28 protein-coding genes and 1 pseudogene are annotated in these 26663 nt (G+C 62.2%); 13 read left to right on the top strand and 16 right to left on the bottom strand.

Annotation, left to right across the window (positions count from 1 at the left end; all coding sequences use genetic code 11):
* Window positions 1-199: 199 nt before the first annotated feature.
* The 3 genes from V6M90_RS08280 to V6M90_RS08290 are packed head-to-tail and all read left to right on the top strand — an operon-like array spanning window position 200 to window position 2536.
* A complete protein-coding gene (locus tag V6M90_RS08280) occupies window positions 200-613 on the top strand; it encodes a membrane lipoprotein lipid attachment site-containing protein (RefSeq protein ID WP_003176239.1) in 414 nt (137 codons plus the stop codon).
* A 57-nt stretch (window positions 614-670) separates the two neighbouring features.
* Window positions 671-1558: a KPN_02809 family neutral zinc metallopeptidase gene (ypfJ, locus tag V6M90_RS08285; RefSeq protein WP_003176241.1), complete on the top strand. Its 888-nt coding sequence runs from the start codon at window positions 671-673 to the stop codon at window positions 1556-1558.
* 3 nt (window positions 1559-1561) lie between these two features.
* Window positions 1562-2536, top strand: a complete 975-nt coding sequence (locus V6M90_RS08290) for an alpha/beta hydrolase (RefSeq protein WP_305427914.1) — start codon at window positions 1562-1564, stop codon at window positions 2534-2536.
* A 61-nt stretch (window positions 2537-2597) separates the two neighbouring features.
* On the opposite strand, the gene V6M90_RS08295 is transcribed toward V6M90_RS08290, so the two are convergent.
* Genes V6M90_RS08295 through V6M90_RS08305 form a run of 3 tightly spaced genes read right to left on the bottom strand, consistent with a single transcriptional unit; the run spans window position 2598 to window position 4671 of the window.
* A complete protein-coding gene (locus V6M90_RS08295) occupies window positions 2598-3197 on the bottom strand; it encodes an HAD family hydrolase (RefSeq protein WP_003176244.1) in 600 nt (199 codons plus the stop codon).
* The gene (tesB, locus tag V6M90_RS08300; protein ID WP_003176245.1) at window positions 3194-4063 is read right to left on the bottom strand and encodes an acyl-CoA thioesterase II; all 870 of its coding nucleotides are present in this window, start codon (window positions 4061-4063) and stop codon (window positions 3194-3196) included. The genes V6M90_RS08295 and tesB overlap by 4 nt, the downstream gene beginning before the upstream one ends.
* Before the next feature lie 38 nt (window positions 4064-4101).
* Window positions 4102-4671 carry a GNAT family N-acetyltransferase gene (locus V6M90_RS08305; protein ID WP_003176246.1) on the bottom strand — a complete coding sequence of 190 codons (570 nt, stop codon included), beginning with the start codon at window positions 4669-4671 and terminating at the stop codon, window positions 4102-4104.
* A 76-nt stretch (window positions 4672-4747) separates the two neighbouring features.
* Between V6M90_RS08305 and V6M90_RS08310 the strand changes: the two genes are divergently transcribed.
* Together V6M90_RS08310 and V6M90_RS08315 are read left to right on the top strand one after the other, a co-directional pair.
* The gene (locus V6M90_RS08310) at window positions 4748-5668 is read left to right on the top strand and encodes a histone deacetylase family protein (RefSeq protein WP_003176247.1); all 921 of its coding nucleotides are present in this window, start codon (window positions 4748-4750) and stop codon (window positions 5666-5668) included.
* A 171-nt stretch (window positions 5669-5839) separates the two neighbouring features.
* On the top strand, window positions 5840-7078 hold the full coding sequence (locus V6M90_RS08315; RefSeq protein WP_332846312.1) for a TIGR03862 family flavoprotein: 1239 nt from the start codon (window positions 5840-5842) through the stop codon (window positions 7076-7078).
* Window positions 7079-7139: 61 nt separating this feature from the next.
* Here V6M90_RS08315 and V6M90_RS08320 read toward each other — a convergent pair whose 3' ends face one another.
* Window positions 7140-8474 carry a DEAD/DEAH box helicase gene (locus tag V6M90_RS08320; RefSeq protein WP_003176249.1) on the bottom strand — a complete coding sequence of 445 codons (1335 nt, stop codon included), beginning with the start codon at window positions 8472-8474 and terminating at the stop codon, window positions 7140-7142.
* Window positions 8475-8522: 48 nt separating this feature from the next.
* Entirely contained in the window at window positions 8523-9419 is an 897-nt protein-coding gene (gene yedA, locus V6M90_RS08325; RefSeq protein WP_003176250.1) for a drug/metabolite exporter YedA, read from the bottom strand.
* A 160-nt stretch (window positions 9420-9579) separates the two neighbouring features.
* On the opposite strand from yedA, the gene V6M90_RS08330 reads away from it, so the two are divergent.
* On the top strand, window positions 9580-10041 hold the full coding sequence (locus V6M90_RS08330; protein ID WP_332846313.1) for an Lrp/AsnC family transcriptional regulator: 462 nt from the start codon (window positions 9580-9582) through the stop codon (window positions 10039-10041).
* A gap of 95 nt (window positions 10042-10136) precedes the next feature.
* Here V6M90_RS08330 and V6M90_RS08335 read toward each other — a convergent pair whose 3' ends face one another.
* Entirely contained in the window at window positions 10137-10409 is a 273-nt protein-coding gene (locus tag V6M90_RS08335; RefSeq protein WP_332846314.1) for an acyl carrier protein, read from the bottom strand.
* On the bottom strand, window positions 10399-10965 hold the full coding sequence (locus tag V6M90_RS08340; protein ID WP_332846315.1) for a hypothetical protein: 567 nt from the start codon (window positions 10963-10965) through the stop codon (window positions 10399-10401). The genes V6M90_RS08335 and V6M90_RS08340 overlap by 11 nt, the downstream gene beginning before the upstream one ends.
* A gap of 491 nt (window positions 10966-11456) precedes the next feature.
* Here V6M90_RS08340 and V6M90_RS08345 point away from each other — a divergent pair, with 491 nt between their 5' ends.
* Window positions 11457-11765 (top strand): DUF3077 domain-containing protein, encoded by a 309-nt coding sequence (locus tag V6M90_RS08345; protein WP_003176253.1) that lies wholly within the window; start codon window positions 11457-11459, stop codon window positions 11763-11765.
* 381 nt (window positions 11766-12146) lie between these two features.
* On the opposite strand, the gene V6M90_RS08350 is transcribed toward V6M90_RS08345, so the two are convergent.
* The 3 genes from V6M90_RS08350 to V6M90_RS08360 form a co-directional block, all read right to left on the bottom strand.
* Window positions 12147-12758, bottom strand: a complete 612-nt coding sequence (locus tag V6M90_RS08350) for a 3'-5' exonuclease (RefSeq protein ID WP_305427918.1) — start codon at window positions 12756-12758, stop codon at window positions 12147-12149.
* A 25-nt stretch (window positions 12759-12783) separates the two neighbouring features.
* Window positions 12784-13260, bottom strand: a complete 477-nt coding sequence (locus tag V6M90_RS08355; protein WP_003176255.1) for a LabA-like NYN domain-containing protein — start codon at window positions 13258-13260, stop codon at window positions 12784-12786.
* A gap of 118 nt (window positions 13261-13378) precedes the next feature.
* On the bottom strand, window positions 13379-14110 hold the full coding sequence (locus V6M90_RS08360) for a DUF2076 domain-containing protein (protein WP_332846316.1): 732 nt from the start codon (window positions 14108-14110) through the stop codon (window positions 13379-13381).
* Window positions 14111-14290: 180 nt separating this feature from the next.
* Here V6M90_RS08360 and V6M90_RS08365 point away from each other — a divergent pair, with 180 nt between their 5' ends.
* Window positions 14291-14950: a YciC family protein gene (locus tag V6M90_RS08365; RefSeq protein WP_042945957.1), complete on the top strand. Its 660-nt coding sequence runs from the start codon at window positions 14291-14293 to the stop codon at window positions 14948-14950.
* A 40-nt stretch (window positions 14951-14990) separates the two neighbouring features.
* Window positions 14991-16097 (top strand): endonuclease/exonuclease/phosphatase family protein, encoded by a 1107-nt coding sequence (locus V6M90_RS08370; RefSeq protein ID WP_332846317.1) that lies wholly within the window; start codon window positions 14991-14993, stop codon window positions 16095-16097.
* Window positions 16098-16121: 24 nt separating this feature from the next.
* Here V6M90_RS08370 and V6M90_RS08375 read toward each other — a convergent pair.
* A pseudogene (locus V6M90_RS08375) lies at window positions 16122-16403 on the bottom strand (TIM barrel protein); the annotation flags it as partial.
* Window positions 16404-16510: 107 nt separating this feature from the next.
* Window positions 16511-19021 carry an ATP-dependent helicase HrpB gene (gene hrpB / locus V6M90_RS08380; protein ID WP_332846318.1) on the bottom strand — a complete coding sequence of 837 codons (2511 nt, stop codon included), beginning with the start codon at window positions 19019-19021 and terminating at the stop codon, window positions 16511-16513.
* 110 nt (window positions 19022-19131) lie between these two features.
* Here hrpB and V6M90_RS08385 point away from each other — a divergent pair, with 110 nt between their 5' ends.
* Both V6M90_RS08385 and V6M90_RS08390 read left to right on the top strand, forming a co-directional pair.
* Window positions 19132-19551, top strand: coding sequence for a hypothetical protein (locus tag V6M90_RS08385; protein WP_042945311.1), 420 nt, complete (start codon window positions 19132-19134; stop codon window positions 19549-19551).
* A gap of 9 nt (window positions 19552-19560) precedes the next feature.
* On the top strand, window positions 19561-20454 hold the full coding sequence (locus V6M90_RS08390) for a cation diffusion facilitator family transporter (protein ID WP_332846319.1): 894 nt from the start codon (window positions 19561-19563) through the stop codon (window positions 20452-20454).
* Here V6M90_RS08390 and V6M90_RS08395 read toward each other — a convergent pair.
* Window positions 20451-21458, bottom strand: a complete 1008-nt coding sequence (locus V6M90_RS08395) for a DUF6515 family protein (RefSeq protein WP_141063440.1) — start codon at window positions 21456-21458, stop codon at window positions 20451-20453. The two genes, V6M90_RS08390 and V6M90_RS08395, sit on opposite strands and share 4 nt — an antisense overlap.
* Before the next feature lie 417 nt (window positions 21459-21875).
* On the opposite strand from V6M90_RS08395, the gene V6M90_RS08400 reads away from it, so the two are divergent.
* Window positions 21876-22355: an Lrp/AsnC family transcriptional regulator gene (locus tag V6M90_RS08400; protein WP_003176264.1), complete on the top strand. Its 480-nt coding sequence runs from the start codon at window positions 21876-21878 to the stop codon at window positions 22353-22355.
* A gap of 134 nt (window positions 22356-22489) precedes the next feature.
* A complete protein-coding gene (locus V6M90_RS08405; protein ID WP_025999909.1) occupies window positions 22490-22699 on the top strand; it encodes a DUF2788 domain-containing protein in 210 nt (69 codons plus the stop codon).
* Here the strand turns inward: V6M90_RS08405 and V6M90_RS08410 are convergent.
* From V6M90_RS08410 to V6M90_RS08420, 3 genes are all read right to left on the bottom strand, one after another.
* Complete coding sequence (locus tag V6M90_RS08410) at window positions 22694-23329, bottom strand: pseudouridine synthase (RefSeq protein ID WP_003176266.1); 636 nt, start codon at window positions 23327-23329, stop codon at window positions 22694-22696. The genes V6M90_RS08405 and V6M90_RS08410 overlap by 6 nt on opposite strands.
* Before the next feature lie 71 nt (window positions 23330-23400).
* Window positions 23401-24873, bottom strand: a complete 1473-nt coding sequence (gene amn, locus V6M90_RS08415; protein ID WP_003176267.1) for an AMP nucleosidase — start codon at window positions 24871-24873, stop codon at window positions 23401-23403.
* Between the two features lie 90 nt (window positions 24874-24963).
* The gene (locus V6M90_RS08420) at window positions 24964-26619 is read right to left on the bottom strand and encodes an acyl-CoA dehydrogenase family protein (RefSeq protein WP_003176268.1); all 1656 of its coding nucleotides are present in this window, start codon (window positions 26617-26619) and stop codon (window positions 24964-24966) included.
* Between the last annotated feature and the right edge of the window lie 44 nt (window positions 26620-26663).

Below are 26663 nucleotides of genomic sequence, written 5' to 3' on the forward strand. Positions count from 1 at the left end.
GGAATTCTCTTGCGTGACGAGCGGAACGCTGAGCACTGAACGAGGTAGCGCTTAACCCGGTAATCTAGCAGCCGGGCCGGAGCCTGCCCCAAGAGCATAACCAAACACCGGGCGAACAGCGCACTAAATCCGCAGAATCGAGTCCAACCCTGCACGCTTGCCCCCGCACTGCACACTTTTTAATCAAGGCTCTGCCGCTATGAAAAAAATCTTCTTTGCTGTGTCTGCCCTCGCCCTGCTCACCGCCTGTAACCAGGAAGCCAAGGACGCGCCAAAACCTGCGCCGGCCTCCGTGCAGGCCACCCTCGTACCGGAAACTGCGCCCACCGATAAGTGGCTCGGCAAATGGGTTGGCGTCGAGGGCCTGTACCTGACCATCGCCAAGGACGACGTTGTCGGCCGTGGTCACTACCTACTCACCATGCAATATGGCCTCGACGCCGAAGACGCGGGCACCTTCAAGGGCGCCGCCTTTGAGGATGGCATCGCCTTCACCCGCCCGGACGGCCCGCAAGTGCTGCGTGCCGGCGACGGTGAAGCCACCGGTCTGAAGTGGCTGGCGGATAAAAAAGACTGCCTGATCGTAAACACCGGCGAAGGGTATTGCCGCTAATACCGGCCATACTCAACCCACATCTTTGTAGGACCGTTCTTCAAGAGGATTGCCCCCATGCTATGGAAAAAAGGCCGACGCAGCGACAACGTGGTGGACGCGCGCGATGACAGTGGCGGCGGCGGTGGCGGTATGCGCTTTGGTGGCGGCAAGGGGCTGAGTCTCACGGCCATTGCGCTGATCGTCGGCATCGGCTGGCTGACCGGCCAGGACCCGTTGCAGATCCTCGGCCAGTTGACCGGCCAGATGGAGCAGGCGCCTTCGGTGAGCACGCAGTCGCGCCAGGCGCCGCCGGCCAACGATGAGCAGGCCGATTTCGTCCGCGCGGTACTGGGCGACACCGAAGACACCTGGGCCCAGGTGTTCCAGGAAAACGGCCTGGCCTACAAGAACCCGAAACTGATCCTGTTCCGTGGCCGGGTGAATTCCGCCTGCGGCGGCGCCACCTCGGCCAGCGGGCCGTTTTATTGCCCGGCGGATCAGCAGGTGTACCTGGATCTGGACTTCTTCCGGGAAATGTCGCAACGCTTCCAGGCCGCCGGCGACTTCGCGCAAGCCTACGTCATCGCCCACGAAGTCGGGCACCACGTACAGACGCTTTTGGGCATCTCGTCCAAGATCCAGGCCGCGCGCCAGCAAGGCCGTCAGATGCAAGGCGACGGCGGCCTGCTGGTACGCCAGGAACTGCAAGCCGACTGCTTCGCCGGGGTGTGGGCCAACCGTGCGCAAAAACGCCTGAACTGGCTGGAGCCAGGCGACATTGAAGAAGCACTGAACGCGGCCAACGCCATTGGCGATGACCGTTTGCAGCAACAGGGCCAGGGCCGCGTAGTGCCGGACTCGTTTACCCACGGTACGTCGGCGCAGCGGGTGCGTTGGTTCAAGACCGGCTTCGCCCAGGGCCAGATCACTCAATGCGATACGTTTGCGGCCAAGAGTCTGTAATCAATGAATAAACCATGGGGTTTACTGCTGGCGGTTCTGGCGTCGTGCTCAACCTTGGCGGCCGAACACGGCGTGAAGGTCGTCAGCCCCGATCGTTTTCACCTGCAGGCCGGCGACCTCAGCCTGGGCCTGAGCCAGGACTGGCGCCAGCCGTTGCCTGGCGTCACCCGCGCGTTGATCATCGTGCATGGCCGCCTGCGCAATGCCCAGACCTACCTGAACAGCGGCAACGAGGCCGCTGAACACGCCGGGGTCGGCGCCACCACCCTGGTGATCGCGCCGCAGTTTCTCAATGACGCCGACATCAAGCGCCACCACCTGGATAACCAGGTACTGCACTGGAACGGCAACAGCTGGATGGCCGGCGAGCCGTCTGTCGGCCCTGGTCAACTCAGTTCTTACGGCGTACTCGACCACCTGATCAAGCACCTGGGCAACCGCAAACTGTTCCCGGCGCTCAAGGAAATCGTGGTGGCCGGGCATTCCGGCGGTGGGCAAGTCGTCCAGCGTTTCGCCCTCACCGGTCACGACCACCCGACCCTGCAAGCCGAAGGCATCCGCCTGCGTTATGTGGTGGCCAATCCCTCGTCCTACGCCTACTTCAGCCCGCAACGCCCGGTCAAATTCGACGCCGCCACCTGCCCGAGTTTCAATGACTGGAAGTACGGCATGCAGAACCTGCCGGCCTACGCCGAAGGCCGGGGGCCCCAGCAGTTGGAACAGGCGTATGTGTCGCGCGACATTACCTACTTGCTGGGCCAGCAAGACACCGACCCCAACCACCCGGCGCTGGATAAAGGCTGCGAAGCCGAGACCCAGGGCGCGTATCGATTGATTCGCGGACACAACTACTTTGACTACCTCAAACTGCGCCATCCGCAGTTGCGCCAGACGCTGGTGGAAGTGCCGGGGGTGGGGCATGACGGGGATGGGATGTTTACGTCGCCGGAAGGACAAAAGGTTCTGTTCCCTCAGTAACCCCCTGAAGAAACCGGGTTAAAACTGTGGGAGGGGGCTTGCTCCCTCCCACATTTAATCTTCATTGTCTGGGCTGGATCATTCGGCGCAGCGCCGCGCAATCCTCGGCATGCCAGTCCGCCAACTCCGGCCACGGGTTTTCCGGCAGGTTAACCAGCACCGTCTTCGCCCCCGCCGCCCGACCGCAATCCAGGTCAAAACGGTAATCGCCGACCATCACCATCTCACTCGGCGCCACCTCCCACGCCGCAGCCAGCTTTAACAAGCCACCCGGGTCCGGCTTGGGCGGCGCATCCTCGCGGCCCAGTACATCCTCGATGGCGAAGCAGTCCGCCAGACCGATCGCTTGCAGCGTCACATGCGCCAATTCCTGCGCATTGCGCGTCAGAATCCCCAGGCGATAACCGCGCCCGGCCAACTCGCGCACCAACGCCACCGCACCCGTGGCCGCCACCGAACCCAGCGCCAACTCACGCTCATGCTCCAGCAGCCAGGCGTGCTTGGCCGCCGCGATATCGGCGGGCAATGCGGCCAGATGGGTGAGGATGTCGTCCTCGGGCGCAATCTCCAGCGCCACACGAATCGCCGCAAAGTCATGCACGGCCACCGTGAGGGTGCCATCCATGTCGAACACCCAGTGCCTGACCTCGCTCAGGCTCATGCCCAATCCTTGCGATGGCGAATCAAGCCTTCCTGGGTCACCGAGGCCACCAGTTGCCCGGCGCGGTTGTACACGCTGCCGCGAGAGAAGCCACGGGAATTGCCGGCCCATGGGCTGTCCATGGCGTACAGCAACCAGTCATCGGCGCGCAGGTCGGCGTGAAACCACAGCGCGTGGTCGAGGCTGGCGACCTGCATGTCCTTTTGCCACACGGTCTTGCCGTGGGGCAGCAACGAGGTGGTCAGCAGGCCGAAGTCCGAGGCGTAGGCCAGCAGGTATTTATGCAGCGCCGGTGTGTCGGCCAGCGCGCCGTCGGCGCGAAACCACACGTACTTGACCGGGTCGGACGGCTGCGGGTTGTACGGGTCTTTTTCAGTGACGGGGCGCACTTCGATCGGCTTGGGGCACAGCAGCTTTTCGCGCATGTGCTCGGGAATCAGGTGCGCGCGTTGCTGGGTCAATTCAAGCTCCGACGGCAGGTTTTCCGGGCCGACGACCACGGGCATGGTGGTTTGATGCTCAAAGCCTTTTTCGTCGTACTGAAACGACGCGCTACAGGTGAAAATCGGGTGGCCCTTCTGGATCGCCGTCACGCGGCGCGTGCTGAAACTGCCACCATCGCGCACGCGGTCCACCGAGTACACCACTGGCAATGCCGCATCGCCGGGGCGCAGGAAATAGCCGTGCAACGAGTGCACGTGACGCGCTTCTTCTACGGTCTGGCTGGCCGCCGACAGCGACTGGCCGAGCACCTGGCCGCCGAACAATTGGCGAAAACCCAGGTCCTGGCTGCGGCCGCGAAAGAGGTTTTCCTCGATCGGCTCCAGGGTCAGCAAGTCCACCAGATCTTCCAATACTTGGCTCATAGAGCAACTCCTACAAACGATGGGGCATTCCGGGCTGCTTATCCATGCAGCGTGTCCAACCATTGGGCGCGGGTGATGCGGTACAAAACGTGCGGGCGCAGCGGGTCATCGGCTGCGACCTTGGGGTGTGCAAAATCTGCCAGGGGATCGTAATGCATACCGATGGCCTGCATGACTTTTTGTGATGGCAAATTGGTCTCGGTGGTAAAGGCGACGATTTCATCCAGCTGCAAGCGATCAAAACCACAGCGCAGCGCGGTCCATGCCGCTTCACTGGCATAACCCAGGCCCCAATGCTCGCGGGCCAGGCGCCAGCCGATCTCCACCGCTGGGGCAAAGCCGGCGTCAAAACTGACATTCTGCAAACCCGTCAGACCGATAAACTCACCGGTGTCCTTACGCTGCAACGCCCAGAAGCCAAAGCCGTATTCGGCGAAATGACCACGAATCCGACCGATCAGCGCGGCGCTTTCCAGGTGGCTCAATTGGGCCGGGAAATAGCGCATCACTTGCGGGTCGGCGCACATGCGCGCAAATTCCGCCAGGTCGCGGTCACGCCATTGGCGCAGCACCAGGCGTGCGCTTTCCAGTTCGAGTATCGGCTCCATGGGTCCCCTCCCCTTGCCATGTGCGTGAGTGTACAGCGCTGGTAAGATCCTTCGCAGTTTCCCGTCAGAAAATCCCATGCCTTTGCCATTGATCTACCACGATGACTACAGCCCTGAGTTCCCGGCAGAACACCGGTTCCCCATGGACAAGTTCCGCCTGTTGCGCGACCACCTGGTGGACAGCGGCCTGACCCTGGACAGCCAACTGCTGCGCCCGCCGCTGTGCCCGCCGCAGATTCTGGCCCTGGCTCATGAACCTGGGTATATCGAACGCTACATGAGCGGCGAGTTGTCGCGCGAAGACCAACGGCGCCTCGGCCTGCCCTGGAGCGAAGCCCTGGCCCGGCGCACGGTGCGGGCGGTGGGCGGTTCGATCCTGGCCGCCGAGCAAGCCTTGGAACACGGCTTGGCCTGTCACCTGGCGGGCGGCACGCACCATGCGCATTACGATTACCCGGCGGGCTTTTGCATCTTCAATGACTTGGCGGTGATCAGCCATTACCTGCTGGCCAGCGGCCGGGTCAACCGCGTGTTGATCTTCGACTGCGACGTGCACCAGGGCGACGGCACCGCGCGCATCCTGCACGACACGCCGGAGGCCATCACCGTGTCGCTGCACTGCGAAAAGAACTTCCCCGCGCGCAAGGCCCAGAGCGATTGGGACATCCCGTTGCCCATGGGCATGGGCGACGCCGATTACCTCAAGGTGGTCGACGATGCCCTCAACTACCTGCTGCCGCTCTACCAGCCCGACCTGGTGCTGTACGACGCCGGCGTCGATGTGCATAAGGATGACGCCCTCGGCTACCTCAAGCTGACAGACGCCGGTGTGGCCGCCCGCGATGAAAGCGTGATGCGCCATTGCCTGGGTCGCGATATTCCGGTGATGGGTGTCATCGGCGGCGGCTACAGCAAGGACCGCCCGGCCCTGGCGCGCCGCCACGGCATCCTGCACCACAGCGCACAACGGGTGTGGACGTCATCAGGTTGTCATTGATCTGTGAGCGTTACCCACAATGGCTGTGGAACGGCCTGTGGATAACTTGAGCGTAAGCGGCTGAGAGCAAGCCACTGCAAGGCTTGTAGGAAAGTGTACATTTTTTGATCAGGCAGCCGTCGCGCCGTCCGGTAGAATGCTCGGCTTATTCACAGCCCCTGTAGCCTTGCCATGCCTCACACCGTACCTCATCACGTCACTATTATCGGCGGCGGCCCAGCCGGGTTGATGGCCGCCGAAGTCCTGAGCCAGGCCGGGGTGTATGTGGACCTGTACGACGGCATGCCCTCGGTGGGGCGCAAGTTCCTGTTGGCCGGCGTGGGCGGCATGAACATCACCCATTCCGAGGCCTATCCGGCCTTTGTGTCGCGCTACGCCGAGCGCGCCCCGCAGATGGCGCCACTGTTGCGTGGGTTTGGTGCCCAAGCGTTGTGCGAATGGATTCAGGGGTTGGGCATCGAGACCTTTGTCGGCACCTCCGGTCGCGTATTTCCTACCGACATGAAAGCCGCCCCGCTGTTGCGTGCCTGGCTCAAACGCCTGCGCGACCAGGGCGTGGTTATCCACACGCGGCATCGCTGGGTGGGCTGGAATGCCGAGGGCGATTTACTTATCCACAATGCGGACGGCGAGAAAGTTGTCCACAGCGACGCCGTGCTGCTGGCGCTCGGTGGCGGCAGTTGGTCGCGCCTGGGCTCCGACGGAGCCTGGCTTAACCTGCTGGAAGGCAAAGGCGTGCCCTACGTGCGCTTGCAACCGAGCAACTGCGGCTTCGAAGTGTCGGCCTGGAGCGACTTGATGGTCAGCAAATTCGCTGGAGCACCGCTGAAAAATGTCGCCATCGGCTTGGGTGACGACAAGCCTCGGCTGGGCGAATGTGTCATCACCGCGACGGGCATCGAAGGCAGCCTGATCTATGCGTTGTCGGCGCCCATGCGTGAGGCGATCAACCGCGACGGCGCGGCCACGGTGCATATCGATTTGCTGCCGAGCAAGCCGTTGGACAAAGTGCAGGCCGCACTGGCGAAGCCGCGTGGGTCGCGTTCGATGAGCAAGCATCTGCACAGTCAGTTGGGGTTGGATGGGGTCAAGGCCGCGTTGTTGCGCGAACTGACGCCGGCTGATCACTTCAATGATCCGGCACAGTTGGCGGTGGACATCAAGGCGTTGCCGTTGACGCTGGTGAAGACGCGACCGATTGATGAGGCGATCAGCACCGCCGGCGGCGTGCCGTTTGAAGCCCTGGATGAACGACTGATGCTCAAGCAATTGCCGGGAGTGTTTTGTGCGGGGGAGATGCTGGATTGGGAGGCACCGACCGGGGGGTACTTGCTCACGGGGTGCTTTGCCAGCGGGCGGGCGGCTGGGCGAGGGATGTTGGAGTGGCTTAGAAGCAGCCACAAGCTATAAGCGACAAGCTGCAAGTAAAGGCACCACGGCGCCGACTTGCAGCTTGCGGCTTATAGCTGCTTCACTTCTTCTTACGCGGCCCCGTGTTAAACACCGGCACCTTGCGCACCGGCTTGATCGACGGCTCCACCGGCGCGGCATCCCCACTGTCCACCCATTTGCCTAGGTTGCGCTTACCACCGCCACCGGAGGTTTTAGGCTTCTTCGGTTTTTTCGGCTTCTTCACCACTTGCCCGCTGGCATCGGTGTCCGGCACGCGGTGTTCCGGTTCAAAATCCTGCTCCATGTTGCGGGTCAGGGTCTGGCGGGTCAGCATCTCGATGGCCGACAGCATGTTCACTTCATCGGCGCACACCAGGGAAATCGCCTCACCGGTGTTACCCGCGCGACCGGTACGGCCGATGCGGTGGATATAGTCCTCGGCGACGATCGGCAGGTCGAAGTTGACCACCAGCGGCAAATCTTCAATATCCAGGCCACGGGCAGCCACGTCGGTGGCCACCAGTATCTGCACTTCGCTGGCCTTGAAACGGTCCAGGGCACGCTGGCGGGTCGCCTGGGGCTTGTCGCCATGAATGCCGTCGGCATTGATGCCCAGGCCCTGCAATTTGTCCACCAGCGCATCCACGCCGTTGCGGGTCTTGGCGAACACCAGCACCTGTTTCCAGCGGCCTTTGCGCATCAGGTGCACAAACAGCTCCGCCTTGCGCTTCTTGTCCACCGGCACCACCCACTGCTTGACGGTGTTGGCGGCGACGTTGCGTGGGCTGACTTCGATGCTCAGCGGGTCGTTGAGCATCTGCCCGGCCAGCAAGCGGATGTCGTCGGAGAAGGTCGCGGAAAACAGCAGGGTCTGGCGCTTTTTCGGCAGCATGCGGTAGATGTTCGCCAGCTCTTCGGAGAAGCCCAGGTCGAGCATGCGGTCGGCTTCGTCCAGCACCAGGGTTTGCAGCTGATTGAGCTTCAGCGCGTTCTGGCGGAACAGGTCGATCAGGCGGCCAGGGGTGGCGACCAGGATGTCGACGCCCTTGCGCAGCTTCATCATCTGCGGGTTGATGCTCACGCCGCCATACACCGCGTACGTGGTCAGCGGCAGGTGTTGCGCGTACTCGGCGACGCTGGCGTGCACCTGCTCGGCGAGCTCGCGGGTTGGGCACAGGATCAGCGCACGCGCGGAGTTGGCGGCGACTTTCGGCCCTTCCAGGGTCAGCAGTTGCAGCAGCGGCAAGGCGAAACCGGCGGTCTTGCCGGTGCCGGTCTGGGCCGCGGCCATCAAGTCGCGACCGGCCAGCACCGCCGGAATGGCTTGCGCCTGCACCGGCGTCGGGGTCTGGTAGCCGAGCGTCTCAAGGGCGCGCAGCAAGGGTTCGATCAGGCCAAGGGTGGCGAAAGTCATGTATTTACCGTAGGAAAAATTCAGCGCAAGGGCGTTATGCGCGGCAGTTTACCTTATTTCCGGTTTGGGCTTGCGCCATTGGGGCAGGCTGATCAGCAGCACCGCGCTGATGATCACCAGCATCGCCAGGGCCTCTTCCAGGCCAATGGTTTCACCAACGAACACAATCCCCAGCAACACCGCCACCGCCGGGTTCACATAGGCATAGCTGGTCGCCGCCGCCGGGCGCACGTGTTTGAGCAGGTACATATAAGCATTGAAGGCGATAATCGAACCGAAGACGGTCAAGTAGGCCAGCGCCAGCCAGCCTTCCAGCGGCGGCATGGCCTGCAGGTGTTCGCCGGATACCGCGCTGGCGATCAACAGCGCCACACCCGCCACGAGCATTTCCGCTGCACTGGCCATGGCGCCCTGGGGCAGCGGCAAATGCCGGCTCCACACCGAGCCGAACGCCCACGAGGCTGCGGCGAACAACAGCAACGCGGCGCCCATCGGGCTTGATTGCAAGGTGCTGCCCATGTTGAGCATGGCAATGCCGACGATGCCCAGGATCACCCCGGCCCATTCCAGACGCGTATTGCGCGCGCCCCAGAAATACCCGCACAGCAAGGTAAACAGCGGCACCGTCGCCACCGCGAGGGCGGCGACCCCGGATGACACGCCGGTGTGCTCCGCCACGCTGACACCGCCATTGCCGAAAGTGAGCAGCAAAATGCCGATCATCCCGGCAGCCTTCCATTGCGGCCAGGTCGGCGCCGGCACGCCGCGCCATCTGAGATAGCCATACATCAACGCACCCGCCATGCAGAACCGAATGCCCGCCAGCAACAGCGGCGGCCAGTATTCCACGCCGATGCGAATCACCAGGTAGGTGGAACCCCAGATCACATACAACGCAAAAAAGGCAGCGATCAACGGTAACGGAAAGCGACGTGGGCCAGGCATTGGGCGGCTCTATGGCAGGAGATGGGAGGCTTATTCTAAAAAAGCAGGGCGTTAAACATAAGTTACAAAACCTGTTTAAACCGCCCATACACTTTTCAAAACATGGTTATTAGTGCTATAAACCATGCATTCGAAAGCCACTCGCAACCGGGGCCTTATCATGGACAAATACGACCGCATGCTCCTCAGCGCCCTGCTCGAAGACGGCCGCGCGTCTTTCGCGCAACTGGCCCGCACGGTCAACCTCTCCGCCCCCGCCGTGGCCGAACGTGTGGCCAAGCTGGAGGCCAGCGGGGTGATCACCGGATACCAGGCTAAAGTGGATTTGTCGAAAGTAGGTCTGCCGATTCAGTGCGTGATCGAACTGCGCCTGACCAACCATGGCAGCCAGAAGGTGTATGACGCCCTCGCCGAAATCCCCGAACTGACTGAGTGCCACCGGGTGACGGGGGATCCATGCGTGATCATGCAGGCGGCGGTGGGCTCGATGCCCGAGCTGGAGAATTTGATCAATCGGATAGCCAAGTTCGGCTTCAGCAAGACTTCGATCATCCTGTCGAGCGCGATAGAGCGGAGGGTGCCGTTGGAGCAATTGGAAGCCAATGGGAAGAATGGTGGCTGATCGATCGCCATCGCGGGCAAGCCCGGCTCCCACAGGGATCGCGCACTGCCCGAGCAACGCGGTCTACTGTGGGAGCTGGCTTGCCTGCGATGGCCTCAGTGGCTGCGCTGCAGCGTTGAACGCTCAAAGATCAAATCGACAATCTGCTTGATGGTCGTGATGTCATCCCAATCTTCCTGCGTCGCTTGCAAGTTGAATTGCCATTTGATCTGCATGACAAAGCAGGTCAAATCGTCATCGATGATTTTGAAATCATGGATGAAGTCCGTTTGCTCCGTGACTTCGCTTCGGTCGATGAAGCCGATGATATCGACGAACAGCTGAATCACTTTTTCGCTGATGTCGGCTCTGGTCAGGCTACCTTCCATTTCTCGCCTCATAGGCACACTTACCCAAGCCGACCAGATCAAAAACGGCCAGCCCCTTAGCCACTAACGGCGTGCCCCGTCCGATAATGCCAAATACCCGGACGGTTCCAAACGTGGCCTTGGTCACTCTGGTCGCGGTCGGCTGCCTGATCAACGTATGAGGGAAAAAACGCATTCCGAGGAGACTGTCCACATCCGTGGTTTTGCTGGAGCCCACATGCCCCCAGGTACCCACCGCGAGCTTGCTTATAGGGATACCGTCCTCGCCGGTGATAACCGTTGTTGCAGAAACGCCGTAGTGTTGCCGTATGGATTTCCAGAGTTCGTCAAACGTCGTGTTCGGCACCGAGGAGTCAACATCAATGGGCCTGAGTAACTGGTAACTGGCGCCATGACTCCAACCTGGCAAATCAGGCAAAACCATGACGGCCGGGCAGCCTGTCATGGCGTTGCCCAAATGAAACGCCAGGTTTGAAGCTGAGCCAAAATCGATGCCATCTCGTTTCAGCTCAAACTGGCTTCGCATGATCGCTGTGTGAAGATCACTTTCCTGCATGACGGAAGTCCCTGTGCGTAAAAGACAGGTGGGATGGTAGGGCGCAGAAAGACACGAAGGGGAGATGAAGGGAAAAACCAGAAAGGTCCTAGACTTCAATCGGACTTTGCCTACTGACCATTCAGAACGTAGAGGCAAGCAACCGCCAAACGCTTGATTTTCAGTGGCCAGCAAGACCGATCCCTTTCATTTGCGGGACGTTTCCGAGAGAATTCTAGAGCCTTGCGTCAGCCGGATCTGATGGCTAGTCTCGCCACGTCATCGAACAATCGGTGATCGGACGTGCAAGTCCGGCTCGCAAAGGTGCACAAGCGCCCTACATCTCAACGACCGTTTTATCCGGCGTTAATCTGTTATGGCGGCTGTGCGCTGGAGACCTTCGGGGTCTGCCGGGTTTTCCTTTGCCCCGGTCTTGCACACCTGCGTACAGCTGCCACCTTATTCGCGTGCAAGCGAATGGTGATGGCTTCTTATCCCAAAGGAATTTCACCATGGTCAAAGTTACCCCTGATCCACCTCGTTCCAACGCCGACTTCCCCAGCGAAGACGCCCTGCTCCACCGCCGCGCCATCGACTATTACCTCAAAGCGTCCGCCCCGGATGCGCCGACCTTCATCCTGAATGACAACCTGAGCCTCGAAGACGCCCTCGCCCATGCGGCTGACTTGCTGCATTGCGCGGTGGAGACGGCGCATGGGACGGGTGAAGTGATGAAGGCGCAACAGCGGGCGGTGATGCATCTGGTGGAAATGGCGAAGGGAGTGGTGGATCAAGCCTTGGGCTGTGTGCAGCTTCGATAGGCGCTGCATAACTAATGTGGGAGGGGGGCTTGCTCCCGATTGCAGTGTGTCAGCCGGTACATCTGCTGACTGACACTCCGCTATCGGGGCATCGGTATCTACACAATTTTTAAAAGCTGAAAATCCTCCCTGTGGTGAGCGGGCTTGTCCCGCGCGGGGCTGCGAAGCAGCCCCAATAAGCTCACCGCCGTGTGTCAGGAGTAACCGAGGTGCAGGTTTTAGGGCTGCTTCGCAGCCCAGCGCGGGACAAGCCCGCTCACCACAACAGCCCATCGGCCCTGGATTTTTCGCTCAACCGGAAGTTGTGTAGATACCCCTGGCTATCGGGAGCAAGCCCCCTCCCACAGTTGGACCTCCAGTGTTCTTGAGGTCGTGGCTGGCTCAGAACCCGCGATGTTTCTTCAAATGCTCGTTGATCTTCGCCGCCGGGACTTTCTGCAAGGTGCACAGCAAATCATGGGACAACTCGCGCAGGCCGTGGGTCTGGCGCAGTTCCCGGGCCAGGTGCGCGGTGAGGTTGGCCGCCATTTCCGCATCCGCCAGCGCCCGGTGAGCCTGGCCGGTGTGGGGCAGTTGCGCGTAGCTGTTGAGGGTGCCGAGCTTGTGGTTGGGCGCAGCCGGCATCAAGCGGCGGGCCAGCAGCAGGGAGCAGGCGAATTTTTGCAGGCGGGTGCGGCGGATCAGGCCCAGCTCATAGTCCCAGAACTTCTGGTCGAACGCGGCGTTGTGCGCCATCAGTGGCGTGGTGCCGACGAACTCGTTGACCTCGTTCATCACCCGCTCGGCCGGCGGCGCGCTGCGCAGCATGGCGTTGCTGATGCCGGTGAGTTGTTCGATAAAAGCCGGCACGCGTACGCCGGCATTCATCAGGCTCTGGTAGCGGTCGACGATGTGCCCACGCTCAAGGATGACCACGCCAATTTCCGTGGCCCGGCAGTGGCTGCTCGGGGTGATGCCGGTGGTTTCAAAGTCGATGACCGCTATACGTTCCAAACCTGTTTCAACTCCGTTCAAGCATTTATTTGAGCAGCAACGCGCCTTCGATTGGCACGTAGCGGCTGGCGGCGCGTATCAGTGAGTTGGCCGTCAGCCCTGGTACGCCGTAGGCCACGGCATGCACGCCATGCTTGTGGATGATGCGTTCGAGCAGCATGTCGAAATCGCCGTCGCCGGAGGCCAGCACCACTTCGTCGACGTGGTCGGCGGCGTCCATGATGTCGAGGGTGATGCCCACGTCCCAGTCACCTTTGGCCGAGCCGTCGGCGCGCTGGATGTAGGGTTTGAGTTTTACCGTAAAGCCCAGGTTGCGCAGGATCTGCTGGAATTGCTGCTGCTTGCTGTCGCCACGGTCGATGGCATACGCGTACGCCTCGACGATCTGCCCGCGGGCGCTGATGTCAGCCCACAGGGCCGCATAATTGAAGTGGCAGCCATAGGCCTGGCGCACGGTGTAGTAGAGGTTTTGCACATCGGCGAACACTGCAATTTTCTTCACCGCACTTCCCCATGACAGCCAGGCGCCAGTGCCCGGAAAGGGTGCCAGTATGCCAGCCGCGAGCAGGTTGCCGGGAAAAATCAGCCCGGGGCGACGAAGCGCCCCAGGCATTGGGGGGTCAGACGAAGGAGTCGTCGTCGCCGAACGAGGAGGAGTCGTCGGAATAATCGCTGTCGGCGAAGCTGTCCGCGTTGTTGCCGCCCCAGCTGTCATTGCCGGCATACTTCTGGTCGTCATTGCCCCAGCCGCCCTGGTCGCTGGCGGGCGCCGGTTGTTCGATGATTTCTTCCACCACCTGCGGTTGCTGGTTGTGATGGAACAGGCTGCTGATGCCTTCGGCCAGTAACACACCACCGGCCACACCGGCGGCGGTTTTCATTGCGCCGCCGAGGAAGCCGCTGCCCACAGGCGCGGCGGCCGCCGGTTGTTGCGGCGGCTGTTGATAGTTCTGCTGCGGGGCCGGCTGGCTGAACGATGGCCGCGCCGGTTCACGCCAGCCGCCGCCCGTGTTGCCGGGCGCAGGTTGTGCCTCCCGCGGACCACCGCCAAAGATGCTCGACAGAAAACCACCACCGCTCGGCGCGGCCGCTTGTGAGGATTTGGCGCGCTGCAACTCATCCTGCAATTGCTCGATCTGTTGCGCCTGCTGCTTGTTCTGCGCGTCGAGGCTCTTGAGCGCATGTTCCTGCACCAGGATCGACTGGGTCATGTAGTACCCGGCGGCGGGTTGGCGAGTCATGTGCTCCTTGATCCGCGCTTCGGCCTGGGCGTCGCGGGGGGCTGAGTCCGTTTCGGCTTGCTGCAACCGTGAAAACAGTCCATCGATCAGGGTTTGCTCTTCGCTGTTCATGGCGACCTCGTTAGATTGCCGGTAGAAATCATGGTCCTGCCTGTGATCAGGCCAGGTGCGTGCTAGTTATGGGGGTGTTACGAGTTGTTTCAATGGTCTTTACTCAAGGTTTACGTTTGCGTCCCCCAGACCCTGATCGGTTAAAGTGTCGCCCTTGCTTTTAGGCCAGCGATGAACCTGATGAATCCGTTAGACGTATTGCGCGACTCCTTCCGCTTTACCCGGCACAACCTGGGCGCCATCGTACAGTTGTGCCTGCCGCTGGTGATCCTCGAGGCCCTGCTGCAACAGGTGCTCGACCATACGCTCGGCGCCGATGCCTTCCCTGGTTACAGCGTGGTGGTGGGGTTATTGGTGTACCCGCTGTACACCGGCGCCTTGATCCTGTTTCTCGACGCGCGCACCCGTGGCGAGTCGCCGCGCACCAAAGACGTATGGGCCATGGCGCTCACACTGTGGCCGCGCTTCGCCGTGTTGACGGCCATGAGCACCCTGCTGATCCTGCTCGGGTTATCGCTGTACTTCCTGCCGGGCCTGTGGCTGATGGTGGTGCTGGCGTTTGCCGAGTACTTGCTGGTATTGCGCGGCTTGTCGGCGCTGGAGGCCATGAAGGAGAGCTTTCGCCTGACCCGTGGGCATTTCTGGCGGATCCTGGTGTGCCTGTTGTGCGTGATGACGCCACTGTGGCTGCTCAAGGGCGCCAGCGTCGCGGCCTATCCCGACCCCGCGCCGTGGCTGGGGCTGTTGATGGACAGCGCCCATAGCTTCCTGCAACTGTTCACCAGCGTGGTGTTGTTCCGTTTATTCATGCTGATCGGTGGCGATGCCGACGCACGGTGATATGCTCCGTGCCATTCCCGAAACGCTATAAGCCGAGCCGATGACCCGTTTATTGCGCATCACCTTGCTGGGCCTGTTGATCATCGCAGGCCTGCTGACCGCCGTGATCTACAGCCTGACCTGGCGCCCCGCCGCCAAGGAGACCTTGCCGGTAAGCTGCGTCGCGCCGCGCGCACCGACCCTGCTGCCGGGGCAGGCGCTCAAGGTGATGACCTGGAACGTGCAATACCTGGCCGGCAAGAACTACGTATTCTGGTACGACACCGCCGACGGCAGCGGCCCGGACGATCGCCCCACCGTGGAGGACATGGCCGTGAGCCTGGACGAAGTGGCACGGGTGATCCGCGACGAACAGCCCGACATTCTGCTGCTGCAGGAACTTGACGAAAACGCCAAACCCTCCCACTACCAGGACCAGTTGGCCCTGTTGCAAGAGCGCCTGGTCGACCTCTACCCCTGCAGCGCCCAAGCGTTCGACTGGAAAGCCGATTTTGTGCCAAACCTGCATATCTTCGGCAGTGTCGGGCGCAAACTCGCGACGCTCAGCCGCTACCAGATCGAACACGCCGAACGCCTGCAATTGCCCGTACCGGACGCCAACCTGATCAGCCGCCAGTTCCAACCCAAGCCGGCCTTGTTGCTGACCTACCTGCCACTGAGCGACGGCGGCCAACTGGCGGTGCTCAACACGCGCCTGGACGCAGGCGCGCCGGGGCGCAGCGCGGTGCAGGAGCAGGTGAAAACCACGGTCAAGTTGCTGGATAAATTCGAAGGCCGGGGTACGCCCTGGCTGATCGGCGGCGATTTCAACCTGCTGCCCCTGGGCCAGTTCCTGCGCCTGGGCCAGTTCCTGCGCCTGGACGCCGGCAAACGCGGCCAGTATTCACCGGACAGCGAGCTGCACCTGCTGTGGGACAAATACCCGATGATCCCGAGCAACAGCCAGTCCAGCGGGATCGATCGCGAAAAGTGGCTGACGCACTTCCCCAATGATCCGAAACTGGACGGCCCGGATCGAACCCTCGACTACCTGTTCTACAGCCCACGCATCAAGCGGGTAGAAGCCAAGGTGCGCCAGGAAGATACGTTGCGTATCTCCAACCATCTGCCGGTGATTGCACGGTTTCTGTTGCCCGCCGCGCAATAACCGCCTCTTACCCGCTTCAGCGTTTCAAGTGTGGTCGTATAGAACCTGAGCGCTCAGCTGCTTAATCCACCCAAGGCTCGCAACAGTCGATCCGGAAGGACGGTATTCACAGCCGATCCATCCTGGGTAGCCACGCTGCTCCAGCGCCGCGAACAAGCCCCTAAAGTCGAGGGTCCCGGTGCCCGGTTCATGGCGCCCCGGGTTGTCGGCGATTTGCACATGCACGGTTCTGTCGTAAAACCGCGCCAGCACCTCGGCGGCGTCCCCGGTCAACAGCTGGGCATGATAAAGATCAAGAATCACCCCGAATCGACATGGTTCGCGCCCGGTCATGGTTGCAATGACGAAGGACGTTGGGTAGAGCAGCGAGAGTATCAAAACCTTCTGTCCTCCTGCTGCGATTCCAAGCCCTCTCAAGGCTTTCTAGGTTTGATTTTCGCCGTTGCCTGCGCCACCAATGGGTCGTCCGGCCAATAGTGTTTCGGATACCGCCCCTTCAAATCCTTCTTCACCTCGGCATACGTACTGCGCCAGAAATTCGCCAGATCCTGCGTGACCTGCACAGGCCGCCGCGCCGGGGACAGCAGGTGCAACTTCACCACTTGGCGCCCGCCGGCAATGCGGGGTGTATCCGCCAGCCCAAACAGTTCCTGTAAGCGCACCGCCAGAATCGGCGGCTGTTCGCTGTAATCCAAACGCACCGATGAACCCGACGGTACTTTCACATGCTGGGGCGCCAGTTCGTCCAGGCGCTGGGGCAACGGCCAGGGCAAGAGGTTGTGCAGGTAGCTGGAAATATCCAGGTTGGCGAAGTGGCTCAGGCGCGAGACTTTGCCCAGGTAGGGCATCAGCCAGTGTTCCAGGCCGGCGAGCAACGCCTTGTCGCTGACGTCCGGCCATTCACTGGTTTTGCCGGCGTCCAGCTGGCGCAGCAACATTACGCGGGCCTGCCATTGGCGCAGTTCGGGCGTCCACGGCAACAGCTCCAGGCCCTTGCGCCGCACCAGGTTGACCAGCGCCTGGCTGCGAGCAGATTCGTCGAGGCCGGTGAGCGGTTCACGGCTGAGCACCAGTTCGCCGACTTTGCGTTGGCGCTCGGCGCGCAATACGCCTTCGCGCTCATCCCAGTCCAGTTGATCGACGTTGCGCACTTGCTCTGCGAGTACCGTGTCGAACAGCCCCGAATCAAAGTCCGCCGCCAGGTAGATGCGTTCTTCGCGCTGGCCCTGGCGGCTGCCCAGGTCGGCGATCACCAGCCACGGTTGTTTCATCAGGCTGTCAGCCTCGGCAAACAGCGCCGCGCGGCCGTTGGCCAGGCGGTATTCGGCGCCACCCGCGCGGCGTTGCTGGGCGACACGGTCCGGGTAGGCCAACGCCAGTAAGGCGCCGAGCCAGCGCGAGTGGCCTGGATCGGCCACAGGCTGGGTCGCCTGGCCTCTTAAATAGCCGCGATATTGCCGCGCCAGCTGCTTGGCCCGCTGCACGCCGCCCTGAGCCCCACGCGCACGCTCTTCACCGGACAACAGCGCCAGGCGACTGTGCAAATCCGCGCCACCACCGCGCAAAATATCGCGCTCGCCCAACAGGGCGGCGACATCACAGGCCGTGGCCGCCAGCCCCAAATCCTGCCCACGCAGCAGCAAATGCGCGATGCGTGGGTGGGCGGGCAATTCGGCCATCTTCTGGCCGTGGGCGGTGAGCTTGTCTTCATCCAGGGCGCCAAGGCGCACCAACAAATCCTGGGCCTGAGCATAGGCGGCGGGCGGCGGTACATCCAACCACACCAGTTGCGTGGGCGTGACGCCCCAGCGCGCCAGCTGCAAGGCCAGGCCGGCAAGATCGGCGGCCAGGATTTCCGCGCTGCCATACGCGGCCAACCCTTCGTGCTGGTCCTCGGACCACAAGCGATAACACACCCCAGGCTCCAAGCGCCCTGCCCGGCCGGCGCGCTGGGTAGCGCTGGCCCGGGAGATACGCTGGGTGTCGAGGCGGGTCATGCCGCTGCCGGGGTCGAAACGCGGCACCCGCGCCAGCCCGGCATCAATCACCACGCGCACGCCGTTGATGGTCAGGCTGGTTTCGGCGATGTTGGTGGCGAGCACCACCTTACGCTTGCCGGCCGGTGCCGGGTCGATGGCGGCGCGTTGGGCGTTGAGGTCCAGCTCGCCGTGCAGCGGGCACAACAGCACATCCGGACGATCACCCAGGGCGTCGGCCAGTTGCTGGTTCACCCGGCGAATCTCGGCCTGCCCCGGCAGAAACACCAGCACGCTGCCGGTCTGGTCATGAACGGCTTCGAGGATGGTCTGCACCACCCGTGGCTCGATGAATTCGCCCGGCTGGTACGGCCGGCCCCAACGCATCTGCACCGGGAACATGCGCCCTTCGCTGCGCAGGATCGGCGCATTGTCCAGCAGACTGGCCAGGCGTTCGCCTTCAAGGGTGGCGGACATCAGCAGGATTTTCAGCGGTTGTTCATCGCGAAACAGCTCGCGGCCGTTCAGGCTCAAGGCAAGCGCCAGGTCGGCATCGAGGCTGCGCTCGTGGAATTCGTCGAAGATCAGCAGCCCCACGCCGTCCAGCGCGGGATCATCCTGCAGACGGCGGGTGAGGATGCCTTCGGTGACCACTTCGATGCGGGTGTCGGGGCCGACCTTGCTGTCGAGACGGATGCGATAGCCAACGGTTTCTCCGACCTTTTCGCCCAGCTCTTCAGCCAGGCGTTCGGCCGCAGCGCGGGCCGCCAGGCGGCGCGGTTCGAGCATCAGGATAGTTTGCCCGGCCAGCCAGGGCTCGTTCAATAAAGCCAAGGGCACGCGGGTGGTTTTACCGGCGCCGGGCGGCGCTTCCAGCACGGCCTCATGGCGGTTCGCCAGGGCGTCACGCAGGGCGGGTAAAACATCATCGATCGGCAACGAATTCATACTGGCTCCAAAGCAGAGCGGCGAGTATAACGGCGAACTGCCGGATGCCGACGCTGGTCTCAAGGTCAGTGTTATATAGTCGCGTATCAACCGAATTCAGGAGAGTTTCCATGCGTATCGCTTCCCGTGTCATCGGCGGTGTCCTCGCCGTCACCCTGTTGAGCCAACTCACCGCCTGTGGTTCGATTTTCTACCCGGACCGCCGTGGCCAGATCGACGGCAAGATCGACCCGACCATCGCCGTGCTCGATGCCGTGGGTCTGTTGTTTTACGTGATCCCTGGCCTGATTGCATTTGGCGTCGACTTCGCCACCGGCGCGATTTATTTCGAGCCGGGTAAAACCGCACAAGTCGCGCCGGAAAAACTCCACGACGCCATCGGCGCCGACGGCCAGGTCGACAACGTCAAGCTGCAATCGATCATCCAGAAAGAAACCGGCCGCACCTTGCCGCTGGACGATCCGCGCCTGATCCAGTTCAAGGGCAGTGTGCAGCAACTCGCCGCCCTGGGCCTGCAACCCGCCGCGTAAGGACTGTTAATGACCAGCAGTCCCGAACACGCCAGGCTCCTGCGCCTGGCCACCCGCGCCTCCGTCGGCGTGGCCTGTGTGCTGATCATCACCAAGGCAATCGCCTGGTGGTTCAGCGGCTCGGTGAGCATGCTCGCCGGGTTGACCGACTCGCTGCTCGATGGCGTGACCTCGCTGTTGAACTTGCTGGCGGTGCATTACGCGCTGCGCCCGGCGGATGACGACCACCGTTATGGGCATGGCAAGGCCGAGTCGTTGGCGGGCATGGCCCAGGCGATGTTTATCGGGGGCAGTGCCGTGTTGATCGCACTGCAGGCTTACGAACGGTTGCAACACCCGCAACCGGTGGGCGCGCCGTGGTTGAGCCTTGGGGTGATCGTATTTTCCCTGGTGCTGACCGTGGCGTTGCTGATGCTGCAACACCGGGTCGTGCGCGAAACCGGCTCCAATGCCGTGCGCGCGGATTCACTGCACTATCGCTCGGACCTGCTGCTCAACGGCAGCATCCTGTTGGCATTGGTGCTGGCGGCCATCGGTTTGCATCAGGTGGACGCCTGGTTCGGCCTGGGCATTGCCGCTTATATTTTGTGGAGCGCGATCCATATCGCCCGGGAAAGCTTTGCGGTGCTGATGGATGAAGAACTGCCACCGGACGTAAGCCAGCACATGCTGGAACTGGCCCAAGGCGTGCCGGGTGTATTGGGTGCACATGACCTGCGCACGCGCGTGTCGGGCAACCATTGGTTTGTGCAGTTGCACCTGGAGTTGCCGGGCGAGTTGACCCTGTCAGTGGCCCATGGCATCAGCGACCAGGCCGCCGATGCCATTCATAAAGCCTACCCGCGCGCCGAAGTGCTGGTGCACGCCGACCCACGGGAAGTGGTCACCGGCAACAAGGCCTAATACTGCACCTGATAGCCGCGACTGCTCAGGCAGTTGCCCTGGGCCTGGCGGTAGCTTTGCACCACCGCCGGGTCGGGGGCGTAAGTCGCGGCCTGCGGGTCGAAGCCGCTTTGCTGCGCCGCCCAGCGATAACAGTCGTAACCGTCCTGCTGCACCTGGGCCGGTGATTGGCCGTTGGCGGGATAGGCCACTACGTCATAGCCATTGCCTTGCGGAGCTGGCGGGGGCGACGGTACTTGCGCCGGCGGTTGCACCACCACGTATTGCTGGGTGCTTTCTTCGTAGCTGTAGTAAGCCCCGGCGGCCAGAAACAACAGCGCTCCGCCCACCCACACTTCACGCGCATAGTCCGGCAGGTAATGCACGCGGATGCCATAGGGTGGCGCTACTACGACGTAGCGCGGCCCCTGCGGGCGGTACCAGTAGCCGCCGGAAAAGAAGTAGTCCTGGCCGCGATACGGCACGCGGTAGTTGCGGTCCGGGAAGCGGTCGACAACATAACCGGGTCGATATTGCGGGCCCGGGCCCCAGCCGTTGCCATGACCGTCGGGGCGACCGGGCCAGCGATGGTCATCCGGACGCGGACCAGGCCGCGAGGCTGGGCCGCCAGCCTCCCAGTGCCGATTGTCGTCATTGCGCCGGGGAATGTCGCGGTAGTAACCCTGGCGCGGCTCCTGGGTCTGGCGCACGGTATCGGGCCGCCCCTGGATCGGCAGGTTGTTCGACGGTTGCGGCCGCGGTGCCGGCCGGCCCGGTTCATTGCCCTGCGGACGCGCTTGCCATTGGCCGCCGTGTTCAACAGGCAAATTCTGCGGGCGTGGCTGTTCATGCTCGGGACGCGGCGGCGCATTTTCCGCTCGCCGCCCACCTTCAGGGCCCCGCTCGTGCTGCCCCTGTGGCCCCTGGCCCTCGCGCGGTGCGTTATCACGCTCGTCGGCCATCACCTGCGCGCCGACGCTGACCACCAGCAAACCAACACCTGCCATACGCCAGATGCGCTTCATGCTTTTCCTCACTGCGGGTTAGGGCTTACAGATGAGACTGGAAAAGCCTCGCCCGGTTCTGAGACAGGTTATCAGTCACGAGAAGTATTTTCTTACGACAAAAAGAAAGGGGCGACCCGTCGGCCACCCCTTGAGAACTTCGTCCATGCTCAACGCTTTTGACGTTGGCTCACCTCACGCCGTCTTCTGGACAGTGTGCAGCCTGGAGGCCGGCTCAACCCTGCTGGGGTGGCGGCCGCAACGGGCCTGATTGGGCTCGCTGTAAGTGGACTGTTGTCCAGGCGGTGATTCTGTTGATAAAGATACCTGCCTGCGCCCGACAGAGGATTGCGAAGATTGCGTCAATAAACAGTGCTTGCGCAATTTTTAACCCTTCATGGATAATTCATCGCAATAGTTACGACAAAGGCCAACCCAATGAGCAAGCTTGACCGATACGACCTGAGTATTTTGGCGGAATTGCAGCGCGACGCGAGGATCTCCAACCAGGAGTTGGCCGAACGCATCGGCCTGTCGCCGTCGCCCTGCTCGCGCCGGGTCAAGCAGTTGGAAGACGACGGCTACATCTCGCGCCAAGTCGCCCTGCTCGATCGCAAGATGCTCGGCCTGAGCCTCACCGCCTATGTGCTGATCGGCATGGATCGTCACACCCCCGAGCGTTTCGAGAATTTCGAAGCGGCCATCCGCACCCTGCCCCAGGTGCTCGAATGCAGCCTGGTGACCGGGATGGATGCGGACTATCAGTTGAAAGTGGTGGTGCCGGATATGGATCACTATCAGAAACTGCTGCTGGGCCACCTCACCCGGATTGAAGGCGTCACCAGCGTGCGCTCGAGCTTTGTGCTCAACCAGGTGCTCAACAGTACCGAGCTTCCCCTGACCCACCTGCGTACCTGAGATCACTGAAGATCAAATGTGGGAGGGAGCTTGCCCCTCCCACATTTGGATTGCGCTTCGATCCAGATCAATGTTGCGCGTGCAACGCTGCCGTATACTTGCCGCCCGTCCCACGGAAGAGCCCCATGAACAACATCGACCCCGCCCTCTTCGAAGAATGGATGATGACCGGCCTGGTCACGATCCTGATCATTTTCATGGGCTTTATCGTCTGGGACCTGGCGAAGAAGTCCAAGGCCGGGCGCTTTGGTTCGTTCATCCTGTTCTTTGTACTGGGGCTGGGCGTGGCGGCGTTCATCATCAAGAGCGTGGTGATCGGCCTGATCGAGTCCGGCGCTTTATAAGCGCGCCGGTACTGCCTTCCACTGGCCTTGATCGAGGCCGTCGATTGTCCAATCGCCGATACGCACGCGCACCAAGCGCAAGGTCGGCAGGCCCACGGCGGCGGTCATGCGCCGGACCTGACGGTTGCGCCCCTCCCGAATCACCAATTCAAGCCAGTAAGTCGGGATGTTTTTGCGAAAGCGTACCGGCGGGTTACGTGGCCAAAGCTGGGGCTCGTCCAGCCGCCGGGCTTCGGCGGGCAAGGTCTTGCCATCGTTCAGCTCAACGCCATCGCGCAGGCGTTGCAGGTGTTCCTCGGTCGGTTCGCCTTCCACTTGCACCCAGTAGGTTTTCGCCAACTTGTGCTTGGGATCGGCAATGCGCGCCTGCAGTTGGCCATCGTTGGTCAGCAACAACAGGCCTTCGCTGTCACGGTCCAGACGACCGGCCGGGTAGATGCCGGGGATGTCGATAAAATCCTTGAGGGTCGCGCGCCCGCCTTCGTCGCTGAACTGGGTCAGCACATCGAAAGGCTTGTTGAACAGGATCAGCTTCGGCTCGGCCGGAGGCGCCTTGGCGACACGACGAGCAGCGGAATGCGGAGGTTTCACGCCAGGGCGGCGCGAATCAGGGCGGGCAGGACGGGACATGGCAAAGGAACATCTAACGGTCAGGACCGACAATGCTAGTGGCCTGACCGTTAAATAACCATCCCCACCGCTTAGCGGAACGGCGGTTCGTCGAAGCTGCGCAGTTTGCGCGAGTGCAGCGAGTTGAGCTCGGTGCGCAACAGGTCGACCGCCTCGATACCGATCTTCAAGTGCTGGCTCACTGCGCGCTCATAGAACGCGTTGGCCGAACCCGGCAGCTTGATCTCGCTGTGCAGCGGTTTATCCGAGACACACAGCAACGTGCCATACGGCACACGCAAACGATAACCCTGCGCGGCGATGGTGCCGCTTTCCATGTCCACCGCCACGGCGCGGGACAGGTTGATCAGCGGCCGTTCCTGGGCCCAGCGCAGCTCCCAGTTGCGGTCGTCGTAGGTCAGCACGGTGCCGGTGCGCAGGCGCTTTTTCAGCTCTTCGCCTTTTTCGCCGGTGACATTCGCCGCCGCCTGTTGCAGGGCCATCTGCACTTCGGCCAACGCTGGAATCGGAATATTCGGTGGCACTACACGGTCGAGGATTCCGTCGCGACGCATATAGGCGTGGGCCAGTACGTAGTCGCCGATGGTCTGGGATTGGCGCAGGCCGCCGCAGTGGCCGATCATCAGCCAGCAATGCGGGCGCAGCACGGCCAGGTGGTCGGTAATGTTCTTGGCGTTGGACGGGCCGACGCCGATGTTCACCAAGGTCACGCCGTGGCCGTCGGTGGCCTGCAGGTGATAGGCCGGCATCTGATAGCGGTGCCAGACCACGCCCGCCGCAATGGCGGACGCTTCACCATGGTCCATGCTCTTGTCGATCACCACGTTGCCCGGCAACACCATGCGGATAAACCGGGGGTCGCTGCGCAGTTGTTCCAGGCCATGCAGGATGAACTGGTCGACATAGCGGTGGTAGTTGGTCAGCAGGATCCACGGCTGCACATGGCGCCAGTCGCTGCCGGTGTAATGCACCAGGCGGCGTAGGGAAAAGTCCACGCGCGCCGCATCGAACAACGCCAGCGGCAGTGGGTCGGTGTTTTCCCAGTCATAGAGACCATCGGCGATGCCATCGGTGGCGGCCGACAAGTCGGTGCTGGGGAACACGCGGGCCAGGGTCGCGGCGGTCACGCCGGAGCCGGCCAGTTCGTCGCCCTGCTCCACCACGTACGGGTAGGGAATGTTTTGCTGGCTGACGCCCACTTCCACCGTCACCGTGAAGTCGTGCATCAACGGCACCAGTTGCTCCAGCAAATACTTACGGAACGCCGAAGGATGGGTGACGGTAACGCTGTAGGTGCCCGGCAATTGCACCTTGGCATACGCCCGGGTGGTCTGTGGGACTTCGCCGTGGCAGTGGTAGGTCAGGCGCAGTTCCGGGTAACGAAACAGTGCGCGTTGCGCGGCGTCGGGTTCGACGCGGTCCTTGAGGTATTGCTTGAGGGCCTGATTAAGCGCGCCGGTGGCCCGCTCATGCAGAGCCGCCAGCCGGTCCACGGCTTCTTCGGCGGTTTGAACGACAACAAAAGCTTCGGTCACGGTAAGCATCCTGTGTTCTGACGTGCTGGCCTTTATCTTGCCTGTATCCAGGGCTCACCGAAACAGCAGAGTTGGAATGCAATCCAATGTGGACCGTGTTTACATAGGTGAATGAGGGGTTGAGCGGGCGACGATGGCTTCCACCTCCACACCACGCGGCAACGTGCCATACACCCGCCCGGAAGCCTCGCCCAACCGACTGGCAATAAACCCATCACTGACCGCCGCATTGCCAGCCTCCAGCAACAACTTGGCCTGCAACGCCACGGCAATGTCCTCGGTCAGTTGCCGTGCACGGTACTGAATATCCTGGGTATCCATAAACCCCGCCTTGAGCTGCTCGATACGCCGCGCCAATGGCCTGTCACCGTGCCCATCACCGAGTTCGACAAACAACGCCTCCAGCACGCCCGGCTCCTTGGACAGGGCGCGCAGCACATCCAGGCATTGCACATTGCCGGAACCTTCCCAAGTGGAGTTCACCGGCGCCTCGCGGTACAGACGCGGCAGGATGCTGTCCTCCACGTAACCGGCACCGCCCATGCACTCGGCGGCTTCGTTGATCATGGCCGGCGCACGCTTGCAGATCCAATACTTGCCCACCGCCGTCACCAGCCGGGCGAACTTGGCTTCCTGCTCGTCGCCCAAGTGGTCCAGGGCGCGCCCCATGCGCATGCTCAAGGCCAGCGCGGCCTCGCTTTCCAGGGCCAGGTCGGCCAGTACGTTTTGCATCAGCGGTTGTTCGCTGAGCACACGGCCGCCGACCGTGCGATGGGCGCAGTGATGGCTGGCCTGGGTCAGCGCCTGACGCATCAAGGCGCTGGAGCCGACCATGCAATCGAAGCGGGTCATGGCGACCATCTCGATGATGGTTGGCACGCCACGGCCCTCTTCGCCGATCATCCAGGCCACTGCGCCGCGAAACTCCACTTCGCTGGAGGCATTGGAGCAATTGCCGAGTTTGTTTTTCAGGCGCTGGATATAGAACTGGTTGCGCGTGTCATCCGGACGGTGCCTGGGCAGCAGGAAACAGGTCAGGCCCTTGTCAGTCTGCGCCAGGGTCAGGAAGGCGTCGCACATCGGCGCCGAGCAGAACCATTTGTGGCCGACCAGCTCATAGGCTTGCCCTGGACCACCCGCCCCCACTGGATAGGCGCGTGTGGTGTTGGCGCGCACGTCGGTGCCGCCCTGTTTCTCGGTCATGGCCATGCCGATAGTGGCACCGGCCTTGTGGGCGATGCCGACGTTGCGTGGGTCGTAGTGAGTGCTGAGGATCTTCGGCAGCCAGGTCTTCGCCAGGTCAGGCTGCAGGCGCAGCGCCGGGACGCAGGCGAAGGTCATGGTCAGCGGGCAACCGGTGCCGGCTTCGGCCTGGCTGTGCAGGTACGTCATGGCGGCGCGGGCCACGTGGACGCCGGATTGCGGATGGGCCCACGGCAGCGACGGCAGGCCATGTTCAACGGCGGTGCGCATCAGCTCATGGTAGGCCGGGTGAAACTCCACCCAATCAATACGATGGCCGTAGCGGTCATGACTGTTGAACACCGGTTTGTTCTGGTTCGCCAGGAACCCGGCCGCCATCAACGGCCCACCGGCCAGCGCGCCGTAGGCATCGATGCGCGGCTCTGCCCAGCCGGCGCCGAAACGGCGTGACCAGTCTTGCAAGGGCAAGTCGATGCGATACAGGTTGGTGCCGTCCAGGGAAGGCGGCTGGTTGGTGACGTCGTGGGTTTCAGCGAACTGATGCAGGTTCATGACGGCCTCCTGAAAAAAGGCCCCGTTTGGTTGAGGCCTGCATT

The organism is Pseudomonas lactucae (assembly GCF_036688725.1).
GTDB lineage: Bacteria > Pseudomonadota > Gammaproteobacteria > Pseudomonadales > Pseudomonadaceae > Aquipseudomonas > Aquipseudomonas lactucae.

Bases quoted from the DNA above. Each gene is read 5' to 3' on its own strand.
- yedA (WP_003176250.1), bottom strand. From the start codon at position 9,419: ATGCCTGGCCCACGTCGCTTTCCGTTACCGTTGATCGCTGCCTTTTTT.
- V6M90_RS08315 (WP_332846312.1), top strand. From the start codon at position 5,840: ATGCCTCACACCGTACCTCATCACGTCACTATTATCGGCGGCGGCCCA.
- V6M90_RS08395 (WP_141063440.1), bottom strand. From the start codon at position 21,458: ATGAAGCGCATCTGGCGTATGGCAGGTGTTGGTTTGCTGGTGGTCAGC.
- ypfJ (WP_003176241.1), top strand. From the start codon at position 671: ATGCTATGGAAAAAAGGCCGACGCAGCGACAACGTGGTGGACGCGCGC.
- V6M90_RS08290 (WP_305427914.1), top strand. From the start codon at position 1,562: ATGAATAAACCATGGGGTTTACTGCTGGCGGTTCTGGCGTCGTGCTCA.
- V6M90_RS08400 (WP_003176264.1), top strand. From the start codon at position 21,876: ATGAGCAAGCTTGACCGATACGACCTGAGTATTTTGGCGGAATTGCAG.
- V6M90_RS08295 (WP_003176244.1), bottom strand. From the start codon at position 3,197: ATGAGCCTGAGCGAGGTCAGGCACTGGGTGTTCGACATGGATGGCACC.
- V6M90_RS08420 (WP_003176268.1), bottom strand. From the start codon at position 26,619: ATGAACCTGCATCAGTTCGCTGAAACCCACGACGTCACCAACCAGCCG.
- V6M90_RS08330 (WP_332846313.1), top strand. From the start codon at position 9,580: ATGGACAAATACGACCGCATGCTCCTCAGCGCCCTGCTCGAAGACGGC.
- hrpB (WP_332846318.1), bottom strand. From the start codon at position 19,021: ATGAATTCGTTGCCGATCGATGATGTTTTACCCGCCCTGCGTGACGCC.
- V6M90_RS08280 (WP_003176239.1), top strand. From the start codon at position 200: ATGAAAAAAATCTTCTTTGCTGTGTCTGCCCTCGCCCTGCTCACCGCC.
- tesB (WP_003176245.1), bottom strand. From the start codon at position 4,063: ATGAGCCAAGTATTGGAAGATCTGGTGGACTTGCTGACCCTGGAGCCG.
- V6M90_RS08360 (WP_332846316.1), bottom strand. From the start codon at position 14,110: ATGAACAGCGAAGAGCAAACCCTGATCGATGGACTGTTTTCACGGTTG.
- V6M90_RS08340 (WP_332846315.1), bottom strand. From the start codon at position 10,965: ATGCAGGAAAGTGATCTTCACACAGCGATCATGCGAAGCCAGTTTGAG.
- V6M90_RS08320 (WP_003176249.1), bottom strand. From the start codon at position 8,474: ATGACTTTCGCCACCCTTGGCCTGATCGAACCCTTGCTGCGCGCCCTT.
- V6M90_RS08310 (WP_003176247.1), top strand. From the start codon at position 4,748: ATGCCTTTGCCATTGATCTACCACGATGACTACAGCCCTGAGTTCCCG.
- V6M90_RS08345 (WP_003176253.1), top strand. From the start codon at position 11,457: ATGGTCAAAGTTACCCCTGATCCACCTCGTTCCAACGCCGACTTCCCC.
- V6M90_RS08335 (WP_332846314.1), bottom strand. From the start codon at position 10,409: ATGGAAGGTAGCCTGACCAGAGCCGACATCAGCGAAAAAGTGATTCAG.
- V6M90_RS08365 (WP_042945957.1), top strand. From the start codon at position 14,291: ATGAATCCGTTAGACGTATTGCGCGACTCCTTCCGCTTTACCCGGCAC.
- V6M90_RS08385 (WP_042945311.1), top strand. From the start codon at position 19,132: ATGCGTATCGCTTCCCGTGTCATCGGCGGTGTCCTCGCCGTCACCCTG.
- amn (WP_003176267.1), bottom strand. From the start codon at position 24,873: ATGCTTACCGTGACCGAAGCTTTTGTTGTCGTTCAAACCGCCGAAGAA.
- V6M90_RS08390 (WP_332846319.1), top strand. From the start codon at position 19,561: ATGACCAGCAGTCCCGAACACGCCAGGCTCCTGCGCCTGGCCACCCGC.
- V6M90_RS08305 (WP_003176246.1), bottom strand. From the start codon at position 4,671: ATGGAGCCGATACTCGAACTGGAAAGCGCACGCCTGGTGCTGCGCCAA.
- V6M90_RS08410 (WP_003176266.1), bottom strand. From the start codon at position 23,329: ATGTCCCGTCCTGCCCGCCCTGATTCGCGCCGCCCTGGCGTGAAACCT.
- V6M90_RS08370 (WP_332846317.1), top strand. From the start codon at position 14,991: ATGACCCGTTTATTGCGCATCACCTTGCTGGGCCTGTTGATCATCGCA.